The organism is Haloarcula sp. MBLA0138, assembly GCF_055632455.1.
Genome location: NZ_CM145746.1, coordinates 757,563 through 774,189, shown reverse-complemented (window position 1 = coordinate 774,189; position 16,627 = coordinate 757,563). Strand labels below are relative to the sequence as shown.

Genomic DNA, 16,627 nt, shown 5'->3' with positions numbered 1-16,627 from the left:
CTCACTCGGTGAACGCCACGCGGCGGGCCGCGAGCGCGCCGACGACGAGGACGCCGAGGACGGCCGCGACCAGTCCCAGCGGGAGCCGCGACCGGCCCCCACGCCAGTCGGCGTCGAAGACCCGACCGTAGTAGTCGGCCGCCTCGTTCCCGTGGAGGACGAGGACGACCTCGCGGTTGCTCGTCGCCGCCTGCTCGTTCCAGTTGAGGCTCCCGAGGACGACGCGCTCGCCGTCGACGACCGCGCCCTTCGCGTGAATCTTCTCGTAGCGCCCGCCGGGGTCGGCGACGCGGGCAGTCAGCGACACGTCGGTTCGGTCGGCCCACGCGTTGAACCGCTCGACCGTCCGCCGGTTCTCCTCGCGGGCGTACCACGCATCGCTCAGGAGCAGACGGACCTCGACGCCGCGGGTCGCGGCCCGGCGCAGCGCCCGCAGGAGCGGGCTCTCCCAGTCGCCGACGGTCGGTTGGAGTACCGCGACCGACTCGTCGGCGGCGTCGAGCGTCGAGACGAGTTCGGACTGGGCGTTGTCGGGCGTCACGAGCAGGTCGGTCCGCTCGACCGCGACGCGTTCGGGCTCGAACCGGGAGGGGTACGAGCCGCGCGCCCGGCCGGCGCGCTCGAACTGCCTGCCCTCGCGGACCCGTTCCCACGAACGGGCGTCGCGCCAGCCGGCGTCGGCCCGGAACGTCTCGGCGAGGCCGTCGACGACCGCGGGTTGCCGGGTCACGACGCCCCAGCCGCGGCTGCTGTTGCCGCCGGTTCCGGCGGGTTTCCAGTTCTCGGTCATCACGACCGCTCGGCCGTCGGCGACGGCGTACTTCGCGTGGTGGTAGCGATACCGGGCGTGTGGGCCGCCGACGAGTCGGACCTCGACGCCGGCGTCGGCGAGCCGGTCCAGCGTCTCGGCTTCGGCCCGCGTCCGCTCGCCGACCGGCTCACCCTCCAGCAGGACGCGGACGGTCGCGCCGCGGTCGGCGGCCGCGAGCAGGGCGTCCGCGACGCGGGGCGAGGAGAGCGTGTAGCCGGCGAGCAGGACCCGGTCGTCCGCGGCGCGGACGGGTGCGACCGGCGGTCCCGGAGCGTCCGGGAGGACGAACGCCCGGACGGTGCCGGCCTCGCCGGTGACCACCGACCGGTCGGTCGCGCCGAGGGGTCGCCAGCGGACGCCAGCGCCGGCCGCGAGCGCCAGACTTCCCTCCTCGGCACTGCTGTAGCGGACCCTGTCGACGGACGCGTTGGCCCGCCGGAGCGCGAACGTGTCGCCGCCGTTTGCCAGCGCCGGCCAGTCGGCAAGCGCGACGACGGTGCCGTCGGTCAGGTTGCGGACGCGGTCCGGCGCGGCGGTCAGGACGACGCGGCCGCCGACGGTGCGGTTCGGGAGCGCGGCGGTGGTGTGGCCGTCGGTGACGGCGTAGTCCCCGAGGCGGGTGCCGGGCGGAACGGCGAGAACGACGAACTCCCCGCGGTCGCCGCCCGCGACGGGGTCGGGGTAGAGCGCGTGGATGTACGGTCCCGTCGCGTCGTCGGACTGGAGCGCTGGGCCGGGGGCGACGGGGACGGACGTGGCGCGGGCTGGTGAGGGAGCGATGGCATCGTTGACGGGCGACGCAGCGGTGGGCCGGCCGACCGCGAGCGGCGCGGCGAGCGACCCGCTCACTGCGAGCGCGGCGACGAGGACGGCGACGAACGTGTGAACGGGAACGGGGATGGGCGACCGCATTGGCGGGGGTGGTCGCCCGTTCGCACAAAAGGGCTCGCCTACGCGCTGGCGGCCTTCTCGGCCTCGGCCTGCACGAGATACGAGCGGTCCTCGACGTACTCGGCGGCCTCCGCGAGCGCGTCCTCGGTGCCTATCTGTCGGAGCGCCCACGCGGCGGAGGCGCGGACTTGGTCGCTGTCGTCGGTCGCGAGGATGTCGGCGAGGGGCGCGACGGCGCGGGTGTCACCGAGCAGCCCCAGTGCGCGGGCGGCGACCGAGCGCACGTCCTCGTTGTCCGCGGCGAGTTTGTTCGCGACGGGCTGGACCGACTCCGGGCTACCGATAGCGCCCAGCGCGCGCAGCGTCACCCGCTGGAGCGCGGGGTCGCCGTCCCCGTCGATGAAGTCGTGCAGCGTCTCGGCGGCCTCCGCGTTGCCTATCTTCCCGAGCACCTCGATGGGGCCGTTCTCCCGGCGTTGGGCCTTCTGGTGCATCGCGTCGAAGGCGGGTTCGGCGTCGCTGCCGAGCCGGTGGTAGATGTCGACGATGTACTCGTCCATGAACTCCGAGCCCAGCGTCTCGAACGCGAAGAGGACGAGGTCGTGGTTGCCTTCCTCGGCGTGGAGCTTTGCGGCGTTCCACTCCGGCGGGAAGTCCTTGCGGTTCTCGCTGTCGAGAACGTCGTAGAACCCCTTGGCGTCCAGTTGCTCCTGTACCGTGAGGTCGTCCCACACCTCGGCGTCGTCGAGGGCGTCTTCGAGTTCCTCGGCAGCCGCCAGCAGGCCGGCGATGGTCTCGGCGTCGTCGTCGGCGTCCAGTCCGGCCACGTCGATGGCATCGGCGACGGTGCCGAGCGCGTCGGCGGCCGTCTCGAGGTCGTCGCCGGCGTCCGCGTCGTGGTCGACGTGTTCGGCCGAGTCAGCGAGGAAGGCGACGACGGCGTCGTGGGCGTCGCCCTCGCCGTCGTCGGTCCACTCGCTGTCGGCGACGGTCCCCTGTGCCGCCTCGACGATGTCGACCACGTCGTCGGCGTAGGGGCCGCGTTGCTCTTCGAGGTCGTCGCGCAGGTCCGAGAGCCGGGACTCCAGTTCCTCGCGGGGGTCCTCTGCGTCCTCGTCGTCCTCGTCGGGTTCGGGCAGGTCGGCGGCCTCGAGGTCGCTCTCGACCTCGTCGAGGGTGGCTTCGGCGTCGTCGAGGTCGGCCTCCGTCTCGGCCGCCTCCAGCGCCGACGCGGCGTCGTCGAGGCGCGATTCGAGTTCCTCGGCGGACGCGCCGCCGTCCCCGCCGTCGGTCGTCTCGCCGTCGTCTGCGGACTCGTCGTCCCCGTTGCTCATACGGAACGGTGTGTCGGTACGGGGCAAAGGCGTTTCCTTTCGGAGCCGACTCGGACCCGTCGACCGAGACCGCCTACACTTACAGCGCCGCCGACCGGAGTCGCCGGTATGCCCGCAGACAGCGTCCAGTCGCTCGTCGACCAGTTACACGAGGAAGCGGAGATGGACCGGCCGGCCGAGGCGACACCGGATATCGGGGTTATCATGGGGTCGGACTCGGACCTCGTCACGATGGCCGGCGGCAAGGGAAAGCGCCCGGGCGCGACGGCCGCGCTCGCCGACGAACTCGGTTTCGTCGAACAGACCGACTACGCCGACGCGCCCGACGCCCGCTTCACGTTCGAGACGTTCGTCGTCTCGGCCCACCGGACGCCGAAGCTGATGTACGCGTACGCGGAGACGGCCGCCGACCGCGGCATCGACGTGATAATCGCCGGCGCGGGCGGGAAGTCCGCCGACCTCCCGAACATGACCGCGAGTATCGCCTACCCCTTGCCGGTCATCGGCGTCCCGGTCCAGGAGAAGTCCGTCGACTCGGTCATCGGGATGCCACAGGGCGCGCCCATCACGGCCGTCGACGCCGGCAAGTCGTTCAACGCGGCGCTGTCGGCGGCCCAGATTCTCGCGCGCGAACACGGCGAACTGCGCGACCGCCTCGTCGAGTACCACCGCGGCCTCCAGACCGAGGTCGGCGAGGTCTCCCGCGACCTCCACGAACTCGGGACGCCGGGGTTCAAGGCCGAACACTGGGGCGAGGAATAGCCCGGTCTGCCGTCGGTCTCGCCCTATCACGCCACCGTCTCGACACCCCGGATTCGGGGCCGGGCCGGAGACCGGGCGAATCGCCCGAATTCGGGTGCCGGAGCGGTTATCAACCCTTATATGCCAGTACTACTAACCGTCGTACGATAGGAGATTCCGGAATGAGTAATCCATGGATTGCCATCGGTGCGCTGGCGGTCGTGGGCCTCGCCATCCCAGTGAGTATGATGGCGGTGTCGAGCCTGCTACGGCCGAGCGTACCTGAACAAGGCAAACGGGCCACTTACGAGTCCGGCGAGGTGCCGACCGGCAGTAGCCGACAAATCCGATTCAACATCCAGTACTACATGGTCGCGCTGCTGTTCGTGATCTTCGACATCGAGACCGTCCTCATCTTCCCGTGGACGGTCATCTACCGCGACGCCGTCAGCGCGGTCGGCATGTCGAAGGCGCTGTTGCCGATGGTCGCGTTCATCGGCGTCCTCGTCGTGGGACTCGGCTGGGCGTGGCGCAACGGCGCAGTCCGCTGGGTGCGCAATCCGAGCGTGACGAAAGGGGCAGATACATATGAGTAGTGACCAGACACCGCCGGCCGTCGAGGACGTATCGACACAGGAGGCTCGGATGGGCGAGGGAGCCGACGACCGCTTCAACTCCACACTCCGCGAAGCGTTCGGCTCCACGCCGTTCATCCTGACCAAGTTCGACAAGTTCATGAACTGGGTCCGGGGCTCCTCGATGTTCATGCTGCAGTTCGGTATCGCCTGCTGCAGCATCGAGATGATACACACCTACGCCATCAAGCACGACTTGGACCGCTTCGGCGCGGGTGTGCCGCGGGCGTCGCCCCGACAGGCCGACGTCATCATCGTCCCGGGGACCATCGTCTCGAAGTTCGCCCCGCGGATGAAGCGCGTCTACGACCAGATGCCCGAGCCCAAGTTCGTCGTCTCGATGGGGTCCTGTACCGTCTCTGGGGGTCCGTTCCAAGAGGGGTACAACGTCATCAAGGGGGCCGAGGAAGTCATCCCGGTCGACATCCACGTCCCCGGCTGTCCGCCCCGTCCCGAGGCGCTCATCTACGGCGTCGCCAAGCTACAGGAGCGCGTCGCCAACGGCGAGTCCTCCCCGGTGACGGTCAAGCCCTACGAACTGGAGGAGTTCGGTGACCTCGAACAGGACGAACTGGTCTCGAAGCTCGCGGCCGAAATCGACGAGGAGGACCTCGTGATGCGGTACAACTGGAACGATTCGCCCTGACCATGAGCTTAGAAGAACCAACACCGGACACGGCGGGCGACGTCGGCGTCGCCGAGAACGGGCTGGACTACGACCGTCTCGCTGACCTGCTGGGCGGCCACGTACTCGACCGCGAACAGCACATCAACGCCGAGGCGTTCATTATTCGCCCGGACGAGGTACAGGAAGTCCTCTCGACGCTGCGGACGGAGGCCGGCTTCGACCACTGCGCCTGTGTCACCGCACAGGAGTACGCCGACCGCTACGAGTCCATCTACCACCTCCGGAAGTACGACGACCCGACACAGGAGCTGTCGGTCGTCGTGCCGACGACGAAAGACGACCCGACCAGCGAGTCGGCCGCCCGCGTCTACGACACGGCCGACTGGCACGAGCGAGAGGCCTACGACCTCGTCGGCATCGACTACGACGACCACCCGGACCTCCGGCGCATCCTGCTGCCCGAGACGTGGCAGGGCCACCCGCTGTCGATGGACTACGACCAGGAGCAGCCACAGGTCGTCACCCTCCGAGAGAACGCCAACCCGCTGCAGGACGACCACCGCAGCGAGGACGACCCGGACACGATGTTCGTCAACATCGGCCCGCACCACCCGGCGACCCACGGCGTCCTCCACGTCGAGACGGTTCTCGACGGCGAGCAGATAGCCGACCTCGAACCGGACATCGGCTACCTCCACCGCTGCGAGGAGCAGATGTGCCAGAACGGCACCTACCGGCACCAGATAATGCCCTACCCCGACCGGTGGGACTACATCTCGGCCGGCATCCTCAACGAGTGGGCGTACGCGCGTGCGGCCGAGGACCTCGCCGACATCGAGGTCCCCGAGTACGCGCAGGTCATCCGGACGATGTCCGCCGAGATGTGCCGCATCGCCTCGCACATGCTCGCGCTGGCGACGTTCGCACTGGACGTCTTCGGCGACTTCACCGCCGTCTTCCAGTACGGCATCCGGGACCGGGAAATAGTCCAGAACCTGCTGGAGGACCTCACCGGCCAGCGTCTGATGTTCAACTATCTGCGGCTGGGCGGGGTCGCGTGGGACCTGCCCGAGCCCCGCGAGGAGTTCTTCGAGAAGACCCGCGACTTCATCGACGGGCTCCCCCACAAGCTGGAGGAGTACCACGACCTCGTCACGGGCAACGAGATATTCCAGATGCGGTGTGTCGACACCGGCGTCCTCTCGCCGGAGCAGGTCAAGAAGTACGGCGCGACCGGCCCCGTGGCGCGTGGCTCGGGCGTCGACTACGACCTCCGACGGGACGACCCCTACGGCTACTACGACGAACTCGACTGGAACGTCGTCACCGAGGAGGGCTGTGACAACTTCAGCCGCGTCCTCGTCCGCATGCGCGAGGTCGAGGAGTCGGCCCGCATCATCGAGCAGTGTGTCGACCTGCTGGAGGAGTGGCCCGAGGACGACCGCGAGATTCAGGCCAACGTCCCGCGTACGCTCCGTCCGGACCCCGACACCGAGATATACCGCTCGGTCGAGGGCGCGAAGGGTGAACTGGGCATCTACATCCGCTCTGACGGCACCGACAAGCCGGCCCGCTTCAAGATTCGGAGTCCGTGCTTCTCGAACCTGCAGACGATGCCCGAGATGTCCCAAGGCGAGTACGTCCCCGACATGATCGCCTCGCTCGGGAGCCTCGACATCGTGCTCGGGGAGGTCGACCGCTGATGCAGTCCGCGCCGCTCCCCGAGACGATAGCGAACCTCGTCGGGCTGAACCCCGACAGCACGCCGGTCGCCATCGTCGCCAGTCTCGTCGGCGCGGCCCTCATCGGCACGCTGATGATGACGAACACGGCGCTTGCCGGCCCGTGGGCCAAGCGGAAGATAACCGCCGCCTTCACCGACCGAATCGCGGTCAACCGCATCGGGCCGTTCGGCCTGTTCATCATCGTGGCCGACGCGGTCCGCCTGCTGTCGAAAGAGCTCATCGTCCCCGAGGGCGTCGACCGCCCGGCGTGGGACCTCGCGCCGCTCATCATCGCCAGCACCGCGTTGCTTGGCTTCGCCGTCATCCCGATGGGGAACGGCATCCAACTGGCCGACCCCGAGGTCGGACTGGCGTACGTCTTCGCCACGGCGTCGATGGCCTCGATCGGGCTGGTGATGGCCGGCTACGCGTCGAACAACAAGTACTCGTTCCTCGGCGGGCTTCGGGCGGTCGCCCAGAACCTCGCCTACGAGATTCCGCTCATCCTCACGGGCGCGTCGGTGGTCATCTTCGCCGGCTCGCTCCAGATGAGCGAAATCGTCGCGGCCCAGCAACAGAGCCTCATCGGGCCGCTGCCGTCGTGGTACGCGTTCGTGAACCCGTTCGCGTTCGTCCTGTTCATGCTGGCGAACCTCGCCGAGGTCGGTCGGAACCCCTTCGACATCCCGGAGGCACCGACCGAAATCGTCGCCGGCTACCAGACCGAGTACTCCTCGGTGTACTTCGTGCTCGTCTATCTGGGCGAGTTCATCCACATCTTCCTCGGCGGCGCTATCATCGCCACCATCTTCCTTGGCGGTCCGGCGGGGCCGGTGTTGCCCGGCTTCGTCTGGTTCATGCTGAAGATATGGGGCGTCTTCCTGTTCACGCAGTGGGCCCGCTCGGCGGTCCCGCGCGTGCGCATCGACCAACTCATCGAAATTGGCTGGAAGGGGATGCTGGTGCTGTCGCTGGCGAACCTCCTGCTGACTGCGGTCATCGTCGGGGTGGTCGCCTGATGACCGCGTGCGGCCGCGACCTCCGAGGTGACACGCAATGATTGGAATCCTCAAATCCATGGCGACGACGATGAAACACGCCCTCGACGGGGAGACGTTCACGGTGGAGTATCCGGACGTGGCCCCCGAGGTGAGCCCCCGCTTCCGCGGCGTCCACAAGTGGAGCCAAGAGCGGTGTATCTGGTGTCGGCAGTGCGAGAACGTCTGCCCGAACAACACCATCCAGATCGTGATGGACGAGCAGCGCAACGGCGAGCAGTACAACCTCCACATCGGCCAGTGCATCTACTGCCGGCTCTGTGAGGAGGTCTGCCCGACCGACGCCATCCTGCTGACCCAGAACTTCGAGTTCACGGCGGACACCAAAGACGAGTTCGCCTACAACAAGGAGCAACTGAAGAACGTCCCGTGGTACAAGGACATCGACCCGCTGGAGTCCCGCGAACCCGACCGGGGCGCGTGGATCGGCGAAGGCGACGGCGAAGTCGACTACCAGTAGTCGTCGGCCTCGGAGATACAGCGTTCGGTCCCGAACTACGTTCGTCGCCGCCTTTTTACGTCGTGTGTGGCGCGCCGAGCGGTCGGCCTCGCCCGTCCAGCCACCGTTCGCTCCGGTGTCATCGCCTGACAAACCGGCAACGCTGACGAGACGAAAGAGGAATCTTCAAAGGGCCGCCGGCAAGAGTTCTCAAGTAAGATGGGACTGTACGAGTCAATCGCATTCGCGCTGTTCGCCATGGTGACGGTTGGCAGCGCGACGGGCGTCGTGTTACTTCGGGACGTCTGGCACTCGGCGCTGATGCTCGGCGTGTCGCTTGTCAGCGTCGCGGTGTTTTACGTCATGAACCAGGCTGCCTTCGTAGCCACGATGCAGATTCTGGTGTACGTCGGCGGCGTCCTCATCCTCATCACCTTCGCGGTGATGTTGACCCGTGAGGACGAGTCGGTGGTCGAGGTGACACCATGACGACCAAGCCAGAGCTCACCCGAGAGGGGAACTTCGTGGCCGGCCTCGCGGCCGTCGCGCTGTTCGTCGTGCTCGGAGCCGTCTTCGTGACCACGTCGTTTCCAACACCCGCGGGCTTCGGCGAGTCCGCGGCTATCACGAAGAGTCTGGGCGCAGCCATGTTCGACATCGCCCCCAGTCAGCTGATGGGCGAGGGCGAGACGGCGGTGCCCGGCGAGGGCTTCCTCGTCACGTTCGAGATAATCGACGTCGTGCTGGTCGCCGCGCTCGTCGGCGCGGTGATGCTCGCCCGCCGCGAGGAACACGGCGAGACGGTGAGCCTCGGCACGAGCGTCGAGGACGAGGACGACCCGGCTGTCGCCGCCGACGGCGGCGAGCGGGCCGACGACGGAGGTGACGGGGCGTGATTCCCGCCCAGACCTACCTGTTGCTCTCGGCAGCGGTGTTCTGTATCGGGCTGTTCGGCATTCTCACGCGACGGAACGCGCTGGTCTTCCTGATGTCCGTCGAGTTGATGCTGAACGCGGCCAACATCAACTTCGTCGCGTTCTCGCTCCAGCACGGCAACCTCACCGGGCAGGTGTTCAGCCTGTTCACGATGGCGCTGGCCGCCGCGGAGGTCGCCATCGGTATCGGTATCATCCTCGTGCTGTACCGGAACTTCACCGACGTGGACGTGACGAAAGCGACGACGATGAGGTGGTAACACCATGTCTGCATACACATACGCTCCCGCTATCGTCCTGTTACCGTTCGTATCGTTCCTCGTCGCGCTGTTTGCCGGCGACCGGATGCCGAAAGGCGGCGCGCTCGCCGGCATCACCGCGACGGGCGGCTCGCTCCTGCTCTCTATCTGGGTCGCGCTGACCGTCGCCGGCGTCATCGGTCCGGCCACGTCGTACAACCAACTGCTCTACACGTGGGTGGCCGGCGTCGAGTCCGTGACACTCAACTTCGGGTTGTTGTTCGACCCGCTGTCGGCGCTGATGCTGCTCATCGTGACGCTCATCTCTTTCCTCGTCCACGTCTTCTCGCTGGGATACATGAACGACGAGGGGGAGACCGGGCTCCCGCGGTACTACGCCGGCCTGGGCCTGTTCACGGCGAGCATGCTCGGGTTCGTCGTCGCCAACAACCTCCTGATGGCGTTCATGTTCTTCGAGCTGGTGGGCCTGTGTTCGTATCTCCTCATCGGCTTCTGGTTCCGCGAGGACGGCCCGCCGTCGGCCGCGAAGAAGGCGTTCCTCGTCACCCGCTTCGGTGACTACTTCTTCCTCATCGGCGTCGTCGGCATCTTCGCCACCTTCGGGACGGGCCTGTTCGCCCCCATCACGCAGGGCGGCGAGGTGGTCGCCGAGAGCTTCCCGACGCTGGCCGAACACGCCGTCGTCGACGGCGAGACCGCCGGCATCGCCATGCTCGACACCGTCGGGCTCTCCCCGCAGGCGTGGTTCACGGTGCTGGGGCTGCTGGTGCTCGGCGGCGTCATCGGGAAGTCCGCGCAGTTCCCGCTGCACACGTGGCTCCCCGACGCGATGGAGGGTCCGACGCCCGTCTCCGCGCTCATCCACGCGGCGACGATGGTCGCGGCCGGCGTCTACCTCGTCGCGCGCATGTACGGCTTCTACGCCATCTCGCCGACGGCGCTCGCGGTCATCGCGCTCGTCGGGGGCTTCACGGCCCTGTTCGCGGCGACGATGGGGCTGGTCAAACAGGAGATAAAGCAGGTGCTCGCGTACTCCACCATCTCCCAGTACGGCTACATGATGCTCGCGCTGGGCTCGGGCGGGTACGTCGCCGCCGTCTTCCACCTCACCACCCACGCCGTCTTCAAGGCGCTGCTGTTCCTCGGTGCCGGGTCGGTCATCATCGCCATGCACCACAACGAGAACATGTGGGACATGGGTGGCCTGAAAGAGCGGATGCCGGTGACCTACTGGACGTTCCTCTCGGGGTCGCTGGCGCTTGCCGGCATCGTCCCCTTCGCCGGCTTCTGGTCGAAAGACGAGGTGTTGTACGAGGCGCTCATCCACGGCTTCGGCAGCGAGGGCGGACTGGGGACGGCCTACCTGCTGGCCTACGCGATGGGGCTGCTGGCCGTCTTCTTCACCGGCTTCTACACCTTCCGGATGGTCTACCTGACCTTCCACGGCGACGCGCGCTCCGAGACGGCGCGCGACCCCGAACCGGTCCGCTGGAACGTCAAGGGACCCCTGTCAGTGTTGGGCGTACTTGCCGCGACGGTCGGGCTCATCAACATGAAGCCAGTCGCAACGCTGACTGGTGCGCACATCGACTTCCTGCACGCGTGGCTCCACGGGCCCGACGAGGGCGGCTGGCCGGCGCAGCTCGGGACCGGTCTCGTCCGCTACGAAGAGCTGCTCCACGACGTCTCACACGTCACCGCGGGCTATCCGCTCGGCGGCGAGGTCCCGACGCTGCTGGCGTCGGCCGCCGTCTCGCTCGGCCTCGCGCTCGCGGGCGTCCTGCTGGCCCGGAGCCTCTACGGCGGTGCCGAACCCGTCGAGCACACGGACAAACTGGGCGGTCTGAAGACGCTACTCATGCACAACTACTATCAGGACGAGTATCAGGTGTGGCTGGCGACCGGGGTCACCTACCCGCTCGCCCGCGCGATGGACAAGTTCGACCAAGGCGTCGTCGACGGCGTCGTCAACGGCGTCTCCAGCGTCAGCCTGTTCGGCGGGAGCCGCATCCGGCGCATCCAGTCGGGGGTCGTCAGCAACTACGCGACGCTGCTGACGCTCGGGCTCGTGTTGTTGCTCGCCGCCTTCGGCCTCATGGGAGGGTGGTTCTGAATGTGGGTCGCCGCGCTCCTCGCGGTGACACTCGCCGGCGCGGGCGTCGTCTTCCTCGCGCCGGACCGCCACGCCGGGAAGCTCGCGGCCGCGGTCAGCGCCGTCCCGGCGCTCGCCAGCCTCTACATGTACTGGGTGTACACCACGCAGTTCGCCGGGACGGGCAACGCCTTGCTCTCGCCGGGTGACATCGCCTTCGCCCAGCAGATTCCGTGGCTCGAACTCGGCGGCCTGTCGGTGTCGTACTACGTCGGCCTCGACGGCGTGAGCATGCCGCTGCTCGTGCTGACGACGGTGCTGACCACGCTCGCCATCGTGTCGGCGTGGACGCCCATCGACGAGCGTCAGTCCCAGTTCTACGGGCTGATGCTGTTCATGGAGACGAGCCTCATCGGCGTCTTCGCGGCGCTGGATTTCTTCCTCTGGTTCGTCTTCTGGGAGGGCGTTCTCATCCCGATGTACCTGCTCATCGGCGTCTGGGGCGGCCCCCGGCGGAAGTACGCCGCCATCAAGTTCTTCGTCTACACGAACGTGGCCTCGCTGGTCATGTTCGCCGGGCTGTTCGCGCTGGTGTTCGCCACGGGGCTGGACTCGCTGGCCCTGCCGGCGATGGCCGACGCCTTCCGGTCGGCGAGTAACCTCCCGACCATCGGCGGCGTCGGGCTGGCGACAGTCTCGTTCGTCCTGATGTTCTTCGGCTTCGCCGTGAAGGTGCCCGTCTTCCCGCTGCACACGTGGCTGCCCGACGCTCACGTCGAGGCCCCGACGCCGGTGTCGGTGATGCTGGCCGGCGTCCTCCTGAAGATGGGGACCTACGCCCTGCTGCGGTTCAACTTCACGATGCTCGCCGAGACGGCCCGGGCGCTGGCGGTTCCCCTCGCCATCGTCGGCGTCGTCAGCGTCATCTACGGCGCGATGCTGGCGCTGGCCCAGCGCGACCTCAAGCGCATCGTCGCCTACTCCTCCATCTCCTCGATGGGGTACGTCATCCTCGGACTGGTCGCGTTCACCCCCCACGGCATGGGCGGGGCGACCTTCCAGATGATATCCCACGGCCTCATCTCGGGGCTGATGTTCATGTCCGTCGGCGTCATCTACAACACGACGCACACGCGGATGGTCGGGGACATGTCCGGGCTGGCCGACCGGATGCCGTGGACCGTCGGCGTCTTCGTCGCCGCGGCCTTCGGCTACATGGGCCTGCCGCTGATGTCCGGCTTCGCCGCCGAGTATCTGGTGTTCGTCGGCTCGTTCGACGCCGCCACGCTGGGCGGTGCCGCACCCGTGCTGACCGCGGCGGCGATGTTCGGCATCGTCGTCGTCGCCGGCTACCTGCTGTGGGCCATGCAGCGCACGCTGTTTGGCTCGTTCCGCTCGGAGACCGACTACGAGGTGACCCCGGCCGCGTTCCACGACGTGGCTCCGCTGGTCGTCTTGCTCCTGTTGGTCATCCTGCTCGGCGTCGCGCCCGACCTCTCCTACACGATGATACAGGACTCGATTGTGCCGGTTCTCGAACTCGGAGGTGGTGTATAGATGGCCCAACTCCCGCTGTGGGCGTCGCTCGCCCCGGCGCTGGCGCTTGGCGTCACGGCGCTCGTGTTGTTGCTCGTCGACAGCGTCGACCCCGACGTGACGAACACGAACCTGCTGGCCGGCATCTCCGTGGTCGGCTCGCTGGCGTCGCTCGCGTTCGCCGCGTGGTACGTCGTCGCCGGCACCGGCCTGCCCGACGAGAGCGGACAGGTCGCGACGCGGCTGTTCAGCGGCCAGTTGGTCGTCGACCAGTTGGCCCTGTTCTTCATGGTCATCGTGGCGAGTGTCACGGCCCTCGTGACGCTGGCGAGCTACGACTACGTCGCCGACCACAGCTACCAAGCCGAGTTCTACTCGCTGGTCATGCTGGCCGCGACGGGGATGTCCGTCCTGAGCGCCGCGAACTCGCTGGCGACGGCCTTCGTCGCACTCGAACTCGTCTCGCTGCCGTCCTACGCGCTGGTCGCGTTCCTCAAGACGAACCGCGGCAGCGTCGAGGCGGCGCTGAAGTACTTCCTCATCGGCGCGGTCTCCTCGGCCGTGCTCGCGTACGGCATCTCGCTGGTGTACGCCGCCACGGGCGTCCTCCGGTTCGACGGCGTCGCGGCGGCGGTCACCAGCGGCACCGCACAGACCGTCGTCGACGGGACGGTTCAGGCCCAAGCCGGCGAGCCGGCTGTGCCGATGTCCATCCTCGGGGTCGGCATCCTGATGTTCATCGGCGGCGTCGCGTTCAAGATAGCCGCCGTCCCCTTCCACTTCTGGGCCCCGGAGGCCTACGAGGGTGCGCCCGCTCCGGTCTCCGCGTTCCTCTCCTCGGCGTCGAAGGCCGCCGGCTTCGTGCTCGCGTTCCGCGCGTTCGCCGTCGCCTTCCCGATCTCCTCGCTCGTCGATACGGGCGCTATCGACTGGGTCGTCGCCTTCCAAGTGCTGGCCATCGCGACGATGTTCGTCGGGAACTTCGCCGCCGCGAAACAGGAGAAGGTCAAGCGGATGCTGGCGTACTCCAGCGTCGGCCACGCGGGCTACGTCCTCATCGGCCTCGCGGCGCTGTCGGCGGGCGGTGACATGGCCTTCAGCCTCTCGGCCGGGATGAGTCACCTGCTGGTCTATGGCTTCATGAACACCGGCGCGTTCCTGTTCATCGCGCTGGCGGAGTACTGGGGCGTCGGCCGCCGCTTCGAGGACTACAACGGTCTCGGACGAGAGGCCCCGCTGGCCTGTGCGGCCATGACGGTGTTCCTGTTCAGCCTCGCCGGCCTCCCCATCGGTGCCGGGTTCTTCTCGAAGTTCTACCTCTATCTCGCCACCGTGCGCGTCGGCGCGTGGACGCTCGCGGCCGCGCTGGTCGTCAACAGCGCGCTGAGCCTGTACTACTACTCGCGGGTCGTCAAGGCGATGTGGATAGAGGAGCCAAACGGCGAGCGGTCCATCGAGTCCTACCCGACGGGACTGTACACTGCCGTCGTCACCGCGGCCATCGTGACGGTCCTGCTGGTGCCGGGCTTCGACTACGTGTCGAGTCTGGCCTTCCGCGCCGTCGCGCTGCTGTAACGCGGTCCTACTCTGTTCGTTCGTAGACGAAGACGCCGCCGCTGTCGCGGCGCGTCACCGCGCCGCGTCGTTCCAACACGTCGAGGTGGCCGACGGCCTCGCTCATCCCCGCGAAGTACTCCGTCGCCGGGAGGTCACCGAACAGCGCGTGCATCACGTCGACCGGGTTCTTCGGCCCCTCAGCGACTATCGAGCGGACCTCGGCGCTTCGGCCGTCGTGTTCGTCGAGTATCGCGTCGATGCGCGCCGGCGGGTCCGTGACCGGTTCGCGGTGACCCGTCAGGAACCGGTCGTGACCGCGCCCACGCAGCCACCGCAGCGAGTCGTTGAACGCCGGGAGGACGCGGGGGCGCTGTCCCCCGGCGTCGACCGGCGGCTGGAGGAAGGGGTTGGGCGTGATGTCGCCCAGCACGTTGTCGCCGACGATAGCCTCGCGCCGGCCCTCGCGGTCGTAGCTGAATATCCGCTCGCCGACGGCGTGGCCCGCGACGGCGTCGACCGTGAGGGCCTCGTCGTCGACGGTGACCGTGTCGCCGGCGTCGAGTTCCCGGTCGACGGTCACGTCCTCGGTGTAGGTCAGGAAGGCCTCGGGGAGCTGTGTGACCGTCGCCGCCGTCTCGCGGCCCATTCCGCAGCGCTCGAAGAAGTCCGCGAAGTACGACTGCTCGCGGTCCAAGCGCGCGCCGAAGTCGGCCACGATGTCGGCCGCGCCGGGGCTGGCGAGCACCCGTGCGCCCGCCCGGCGAAAGCGCGCTGCGAGGCCGAAGTGGTCCGGGTGCGGATGCGTGATGAGCACCTGCTCGACGTCGCCGGGCCCGAGTTCGCGTGCCTCCAGCGTCTCCAGCAACCGCGACCACGCTTCCTCGCTCTCCGGACCGGGGTCGACGATGGTCCGCCCAGCGACGTACGCGTTGACCGGCCCGACTTGGAACGGCGTCGGTATCGAAAGCCGTGTGAACATACCGCCGGTGTACTCCGTGACCGCTGAAAACAGTTCGCACACGCGCACCCGGTTGTGTTTCGTTTAGACGTCCGGCCGACACGCCGCCAGCGAGTCCGGGGTGACTACACACCGGCCGGGCACAAAGGATTTATCCGACCTCGGCGAAGGGACAGATATGAACAAGCACTTCGAAGACGCACGGTACTACCTCAAGCGCGCCGGCGAGACGGCCACGAAAGGCGTCCGCGAGGAACTCGACCCCGTCGAGGAGCGGTTCCGCAAACTGACCGGCCGGGAGCGAGCGCCCGAGCCGGGCCGGCTCGACCGCGTCAAGGCCGACCTGAAGGACCTCCAAGAACAAGCCGAGGGCGAGGCCGAGACGGCCATCGCCGACGCCCGGGAAAAGATAGAGGCCTACCGGCAGAACTCGAAGACGGAGGCGTAACCGGAAAGCAATTCTTAAGACATCCCGTCGAATAGCCACGAGTGTCGGGTTGGTGATCTAGCCCGGTTATGATGCCTCCTTCACACGGAGGATGTCGGCGGTTCGAATCCGCCCCAACCCATTCTTGCGACGAACGGACGTGAGGAGCAGAATGGTCCAGCGGATTCGGACCCCGGAGGACGAGCGAAGCGAGTCCTCAGTCGGTGAGAATCCGCCCCAACCCATCCGTTCTCTTCCCGAATCGAAAGGAAGACGCGGCGTGTTCCGGGGAGTGACGTAAATCACGTGTGAACTGCCGAGCGTGACTGAGCGCTCGCCTCGGACCGCCGTCACGACAACCGCTAACTCCGTGGACTGCACCGATGACAGTCACGACCGAGTTTCGCATCGGTTCACCATCCCTTCCGCCAGCCTCGCAGAGTCGCTCGACACGAACCAGTTCGAGTGTGTACAGGGCTCTGTCTCGAACACGACGCCCGCGTGTTCGTCGTCTATCTCGAACCGAGCGAGGCCGTCGCAGTGGAGGACCTGCGAGCGTTCGGCGAAGTGGTCGAGGCGAGTGCGCTCGGACCGAGCGCAA

Annotated in this window: 16 protein-coding genes and 1 tRNA gene; 14 read left to right on the top strand and 3 right to left on the bottom strand. The window is 67.6% G+C overall.

The features are described from left to right. Position 1: 1 nt before the first annotated feature. The gene (locus ACV7JO_RS03970; RefSeq protein WP_470355050.1) at positions 2-1,723 is read right to left on the bottom strand and encodes a phospholipase D-like domain-containing protein; all 1,722 of its coding nucleotides are present in this window, start codon (positions 1,721-1,723) and stop codon (positions 2-4) included. Between the two features lie 38 nt (positions 1,724-1,761). Further along, the gene (locus tag ACV7JO_RS03965) at positions 1,762-3,036 is read right to left on the bottom strand and encodes a HEAT repeat domain-containing protein (RefSeq protein ID WP_470355049.1); all 1,275 of its coding nucleotides are present in this window, start codon (positions 3,034-3,036) and stop codon (positions 1,762-1,764) included. Positions 3,037-3,144: 108 nt separating this feature from the next. Here ACV7JO_RS03965 and ACV7JO_RS03960 point away from each other — a divergent pair, with 108 nt between their 5' ends. The 12 genes from ACV7JO_RS03960 to ACV7JO_RS03905 all read left to right on the top strand — a co-directional run bounded on the left by ACV7JO_RS03960 (position 3,145) and on the right by ACV7JO_RS03905 (position 14,659). Continuing rightward, entirely contained in the window at positions 3,145-3,798 is a 654-nt protein-coding gene (locus ACV7JO_RS03960) for an AIR carboxylase family protein (protein WP_470355048.1), read from the top strand. 161 nt (positions 3,799-3,959) lie between these two features. Further along, a complete protein-coding gene (locus ACV7JO_RS03955; RefSeq protein WP_470355047.1) occupies positions 3,960-4,373 on the top strand; it encodes an NADH-quinone oxidoreductase subunit A in 414 nt (137 codons plus the stop codon). Then, on the top strand, positions 4,366-5,058 hold the full coding sequence (locus ACV7JO_RS03950) for an NADH-quinone oxidoreductase subunit B (protein WP_470355046.1): 693 nt from the start codon (positions 4,366-4,368) through the stop codon (positions 5,056-5,058). The genes ACV7JO_RS03955 and ACV7JO_RS03950 overlap by 8 nt, the downstream gene beginning before the upstream one ends. A gap of 2 nt (positions 5,059-5,060) precedes the next feature. Beyond that, complete coding sequence (locus tag ACV7JO_RS03945; protein WP_470355045.1) at positions 5,061-6,743, top strand: NADH-quinone oxidoreductase subunit D; 1,683 nt, start codon at positions 5,061-5,063, stop codon at positions 6,741-6,743. Continuing rightward, positions 6,743-7,783: a complex I subunit 1/NuoH family protein gene (locus ACV7JO_RS03940; protein WP_470355044.1), complete on the top strand. Its 1,041-nt coding sequence runs from the start codon at positions 6,743-6,745 to the stop codon at positions 7,781-7,783. The genes ACV7JO_RS03945 and ACV7JO_RS03940 overlap by 1 nt, the downstream gene beginning before the upstream one ends. A gap of 37 nt (positions 7,784-7,820) precedes the next feature. Next, complete coding sequence (locus ACV7JO_RS03935; RefSeq protein WP_470355043.1) at positions 7,821-8,282, top strand: NuoI/complex I 23 kDa subunit family protein; 462 nt, start codon at positions 7,821-7,823, stop codon at positions 8,280-8,282. 198 nt (positions 8,283-8,480) lie between these two features. Next, positions 8,481-8,750, top strand: coding sequence for an NADH-quinone oxidoreductase subunit J (locus ACV7JO_RS03930; protein ID WP_470355042.1), 270 nt, complete (start codon positions 8,481-8,483; stop codon positions 8,748-8,750). After that, positions 8,747-9,157 carry an NADH-quinone oxidoreductase subunit J family protein gene (locus ACV7JO_RS03925; RefSeq protein ID WP_470355041.1) on the top strand — a complete coding sequence of 137 codons (411 nt, stop codon included), beginning with the start codon at positions 8,747-8,749 and terminating at the stop codon, positions 9,155-9,157. The genes ACV7JO_RS03930 and ACV7JO_RS03925 overlap by 4 nt, the downstream gene beginning before the upstream one ends. Beyond that, positions 9,154-9,456, top strand: coding sequence for an NADH-quinone oxidoreductase subunit NuoK (gene nuoK, locus ACV7JO_RS03920; RefSeq protein WP_470355040.1), 303 nt, complete (start codon positions 9,154-9,156; stop codon positions 9,454-9,456). Before ACV7JO_RS03925 ends, nuoK begins: the two co-directional genes overlap by 4 nt. Before the next feature lie 4 nt (positions 9,457-9,460). Next, a complete protein-coding gene (nuoL, locus tag ACV7JO_RS03915) occupies positions 9,461-11,569 on the top strand; it encodes an NADH-quinone oxidoreductase subunit L (RefSeq protein ID WP_470355039.1) in 2,109 nt (702 codons plus the stop codon). Then, positions 11,570-13,105 (top strand): complex I subunit 4 family protein, encoded by a 1,536-nt coding sequence (locus ACV7JO_RS03910; protein ID WP_470355038.1) that lies wholly within the window; start codon positions 11,570-11,572, stop codon positions 13,103-13,105. It abuts the gene before it with no gap. Next, complete coding sequence (locus tag ACV7JO_RS03905; protein WP_470355037.1) at positions 13,106-14,659, top strand: NADH-quinone oxidoreductase subunit N; 1,554 nt, start codon at positions 13,106-13,108, stop codon at positions 14,657-14,659. It begins immediately after the preceding gene. Positions 14,660-14,666: 7 nt separating this feature from the next. Here the strand turns inward: ACV7JO_RS03905 and ACV7JO_RS03900 are convergent, their stop codons facing one another. Continuing rightward, positions 14,667-15,620 carry an MBL fold metallo-hydrolase gene (locus ACV7JO_RS03900; protein ID WP_470355036.1) on the bottom strand — a complete coding sequence of 318 codons (954 nt, stop codon included), beginning with the start codon at positions 15,618-15,620 and terminating at the stop codon, positions 14,667-14,669. Between the two features lie 157 nt (positions 15,621-15,777). On the opposite strand from ACV7JO_RS03900, the gene ACV7JO_RS03895 reads away from it, so the two are divergent. Beyond that, positions 15,778-16,047 (top strand): DUF7553 family protein, encoded by a 270-nt coding sequence (locus ACV7JO_RS03895; RefSeq protein WP_470355035.1) that lies wholly within the window; start codon positions 15,778-15,780, stop codon positions 16,045-16,047. 46 nt (positions 16,048-16,093) lie between these two features. Beyond that, positions 16,094-16,168: transfer RNA gene (locus ACV7JO_RS03890), tRNA-Val, on the top strand. Positions 16,169-16,627 lie beyond the last annotated feature (459 nt).

Coding starts and splice junctions, on each gene's coding strand:
- ACV7JO_RS03925 (WP_470355041.1), top strand. CDS start 8,747: ATGACGACCAAGCCAGAGCTCACCCGAGAGGGGAACTTCGTGGCCGGC.
- ACV7JO_RS03905 (WP_470355037.1), top strand. CDS start 13,106: ATGGCCCAACTCCCGCTGTGGGCGTCGCTCGCCCCGGCGCTGGCGCTT.
- ACV7JO_RS03900 (WP_470355036.1), bottom strand. CDS start 15,620: ATGTTCACACGGCTTTCGATACCGACGCCGTTCCAAGTCGGGCCGGTC.
- ACV7JO_RS03945 (WP_470355045.1), top strand. CDS start 5,061: ATGAGCTTAGAAGAACCAACACCGGACACGGCGGGCGACGTCGGCGTC.
- ACV7JO_RS03970 (WP_470355050.1), bottom strand. CDS start 1,723: ATGCGGTCGCCCATCCCCGTTCCCGTTCACACGTTCGTCGCCGTCCTC.
- ACV7JO_RS03935 (WP_470355043.1), top strand. CDS start 7,821: ATGATTGGAATCCTCAAATCCATGGCGACGACGATGAAACACGCCCTC.
- ACV7JO_RS03960 (WP_470355048.1), top strand. CDS start 3,145: ATGCCCGCAGACAGCGTCCAGTCGCTCGTCGACCAGTTACACGAGGAA.
- ACV7JO_RS03930 (WP_470355042.1), top strand. CDS start 8,481: ATGGGACTGTACGAGTCAATCGCATTCGCGCTGTTCGCCATGGTGACG.
- ACV7JO_RS03955 (WP_470355047.1), top strand. CDS start 3,960: ATGAGTAATCCATGGATTGCCATCGGTGCGCTGGCGGTCGTGGGCCTC.
- ACV7JO_RS03895 (WP_470355035.1), top strand. CDS start 15,778: ATGAACAAGCACTTCGAAGACGCACGGTACTACCTCAAGCGCGCCGGC.
- nuoL (WP_470355039.1), top strand. CDS start 9,461: ATGTCTGCATACACATACGCTCCCGCTATCGTCCTGTTACCGTTCGTA.
- ACV7JO_RS03950 (WP_470355046.1), top strand. CDS start 4,366: ATGAGTAGTGACCAGACACCGCCGGCCGTCGAGGACGTATCGACACAG.
- ACV7JO_RS03940 (WP_470355044.1), top strand. CDS start 6,743: ATGCAGTCCGCGCCGCTCCCCGAGACGATAGCGAACCTCGTCGGGCTG.
- ACV7JO_RS03910 (WP_470355038.1), top strand. CDS start 11,570: ATGTGGGTCGCCGCGCTCCTCGCGGTGACACTCGCCGGCGCGGGCGTC.
- ACV7JO_RS03965 (WP_470355049.1), bottom strand. CDS start 3,036: ATGAGCAACGGGGACGACGAGTCCGCAGACGACGGCGAGACGACCGAC.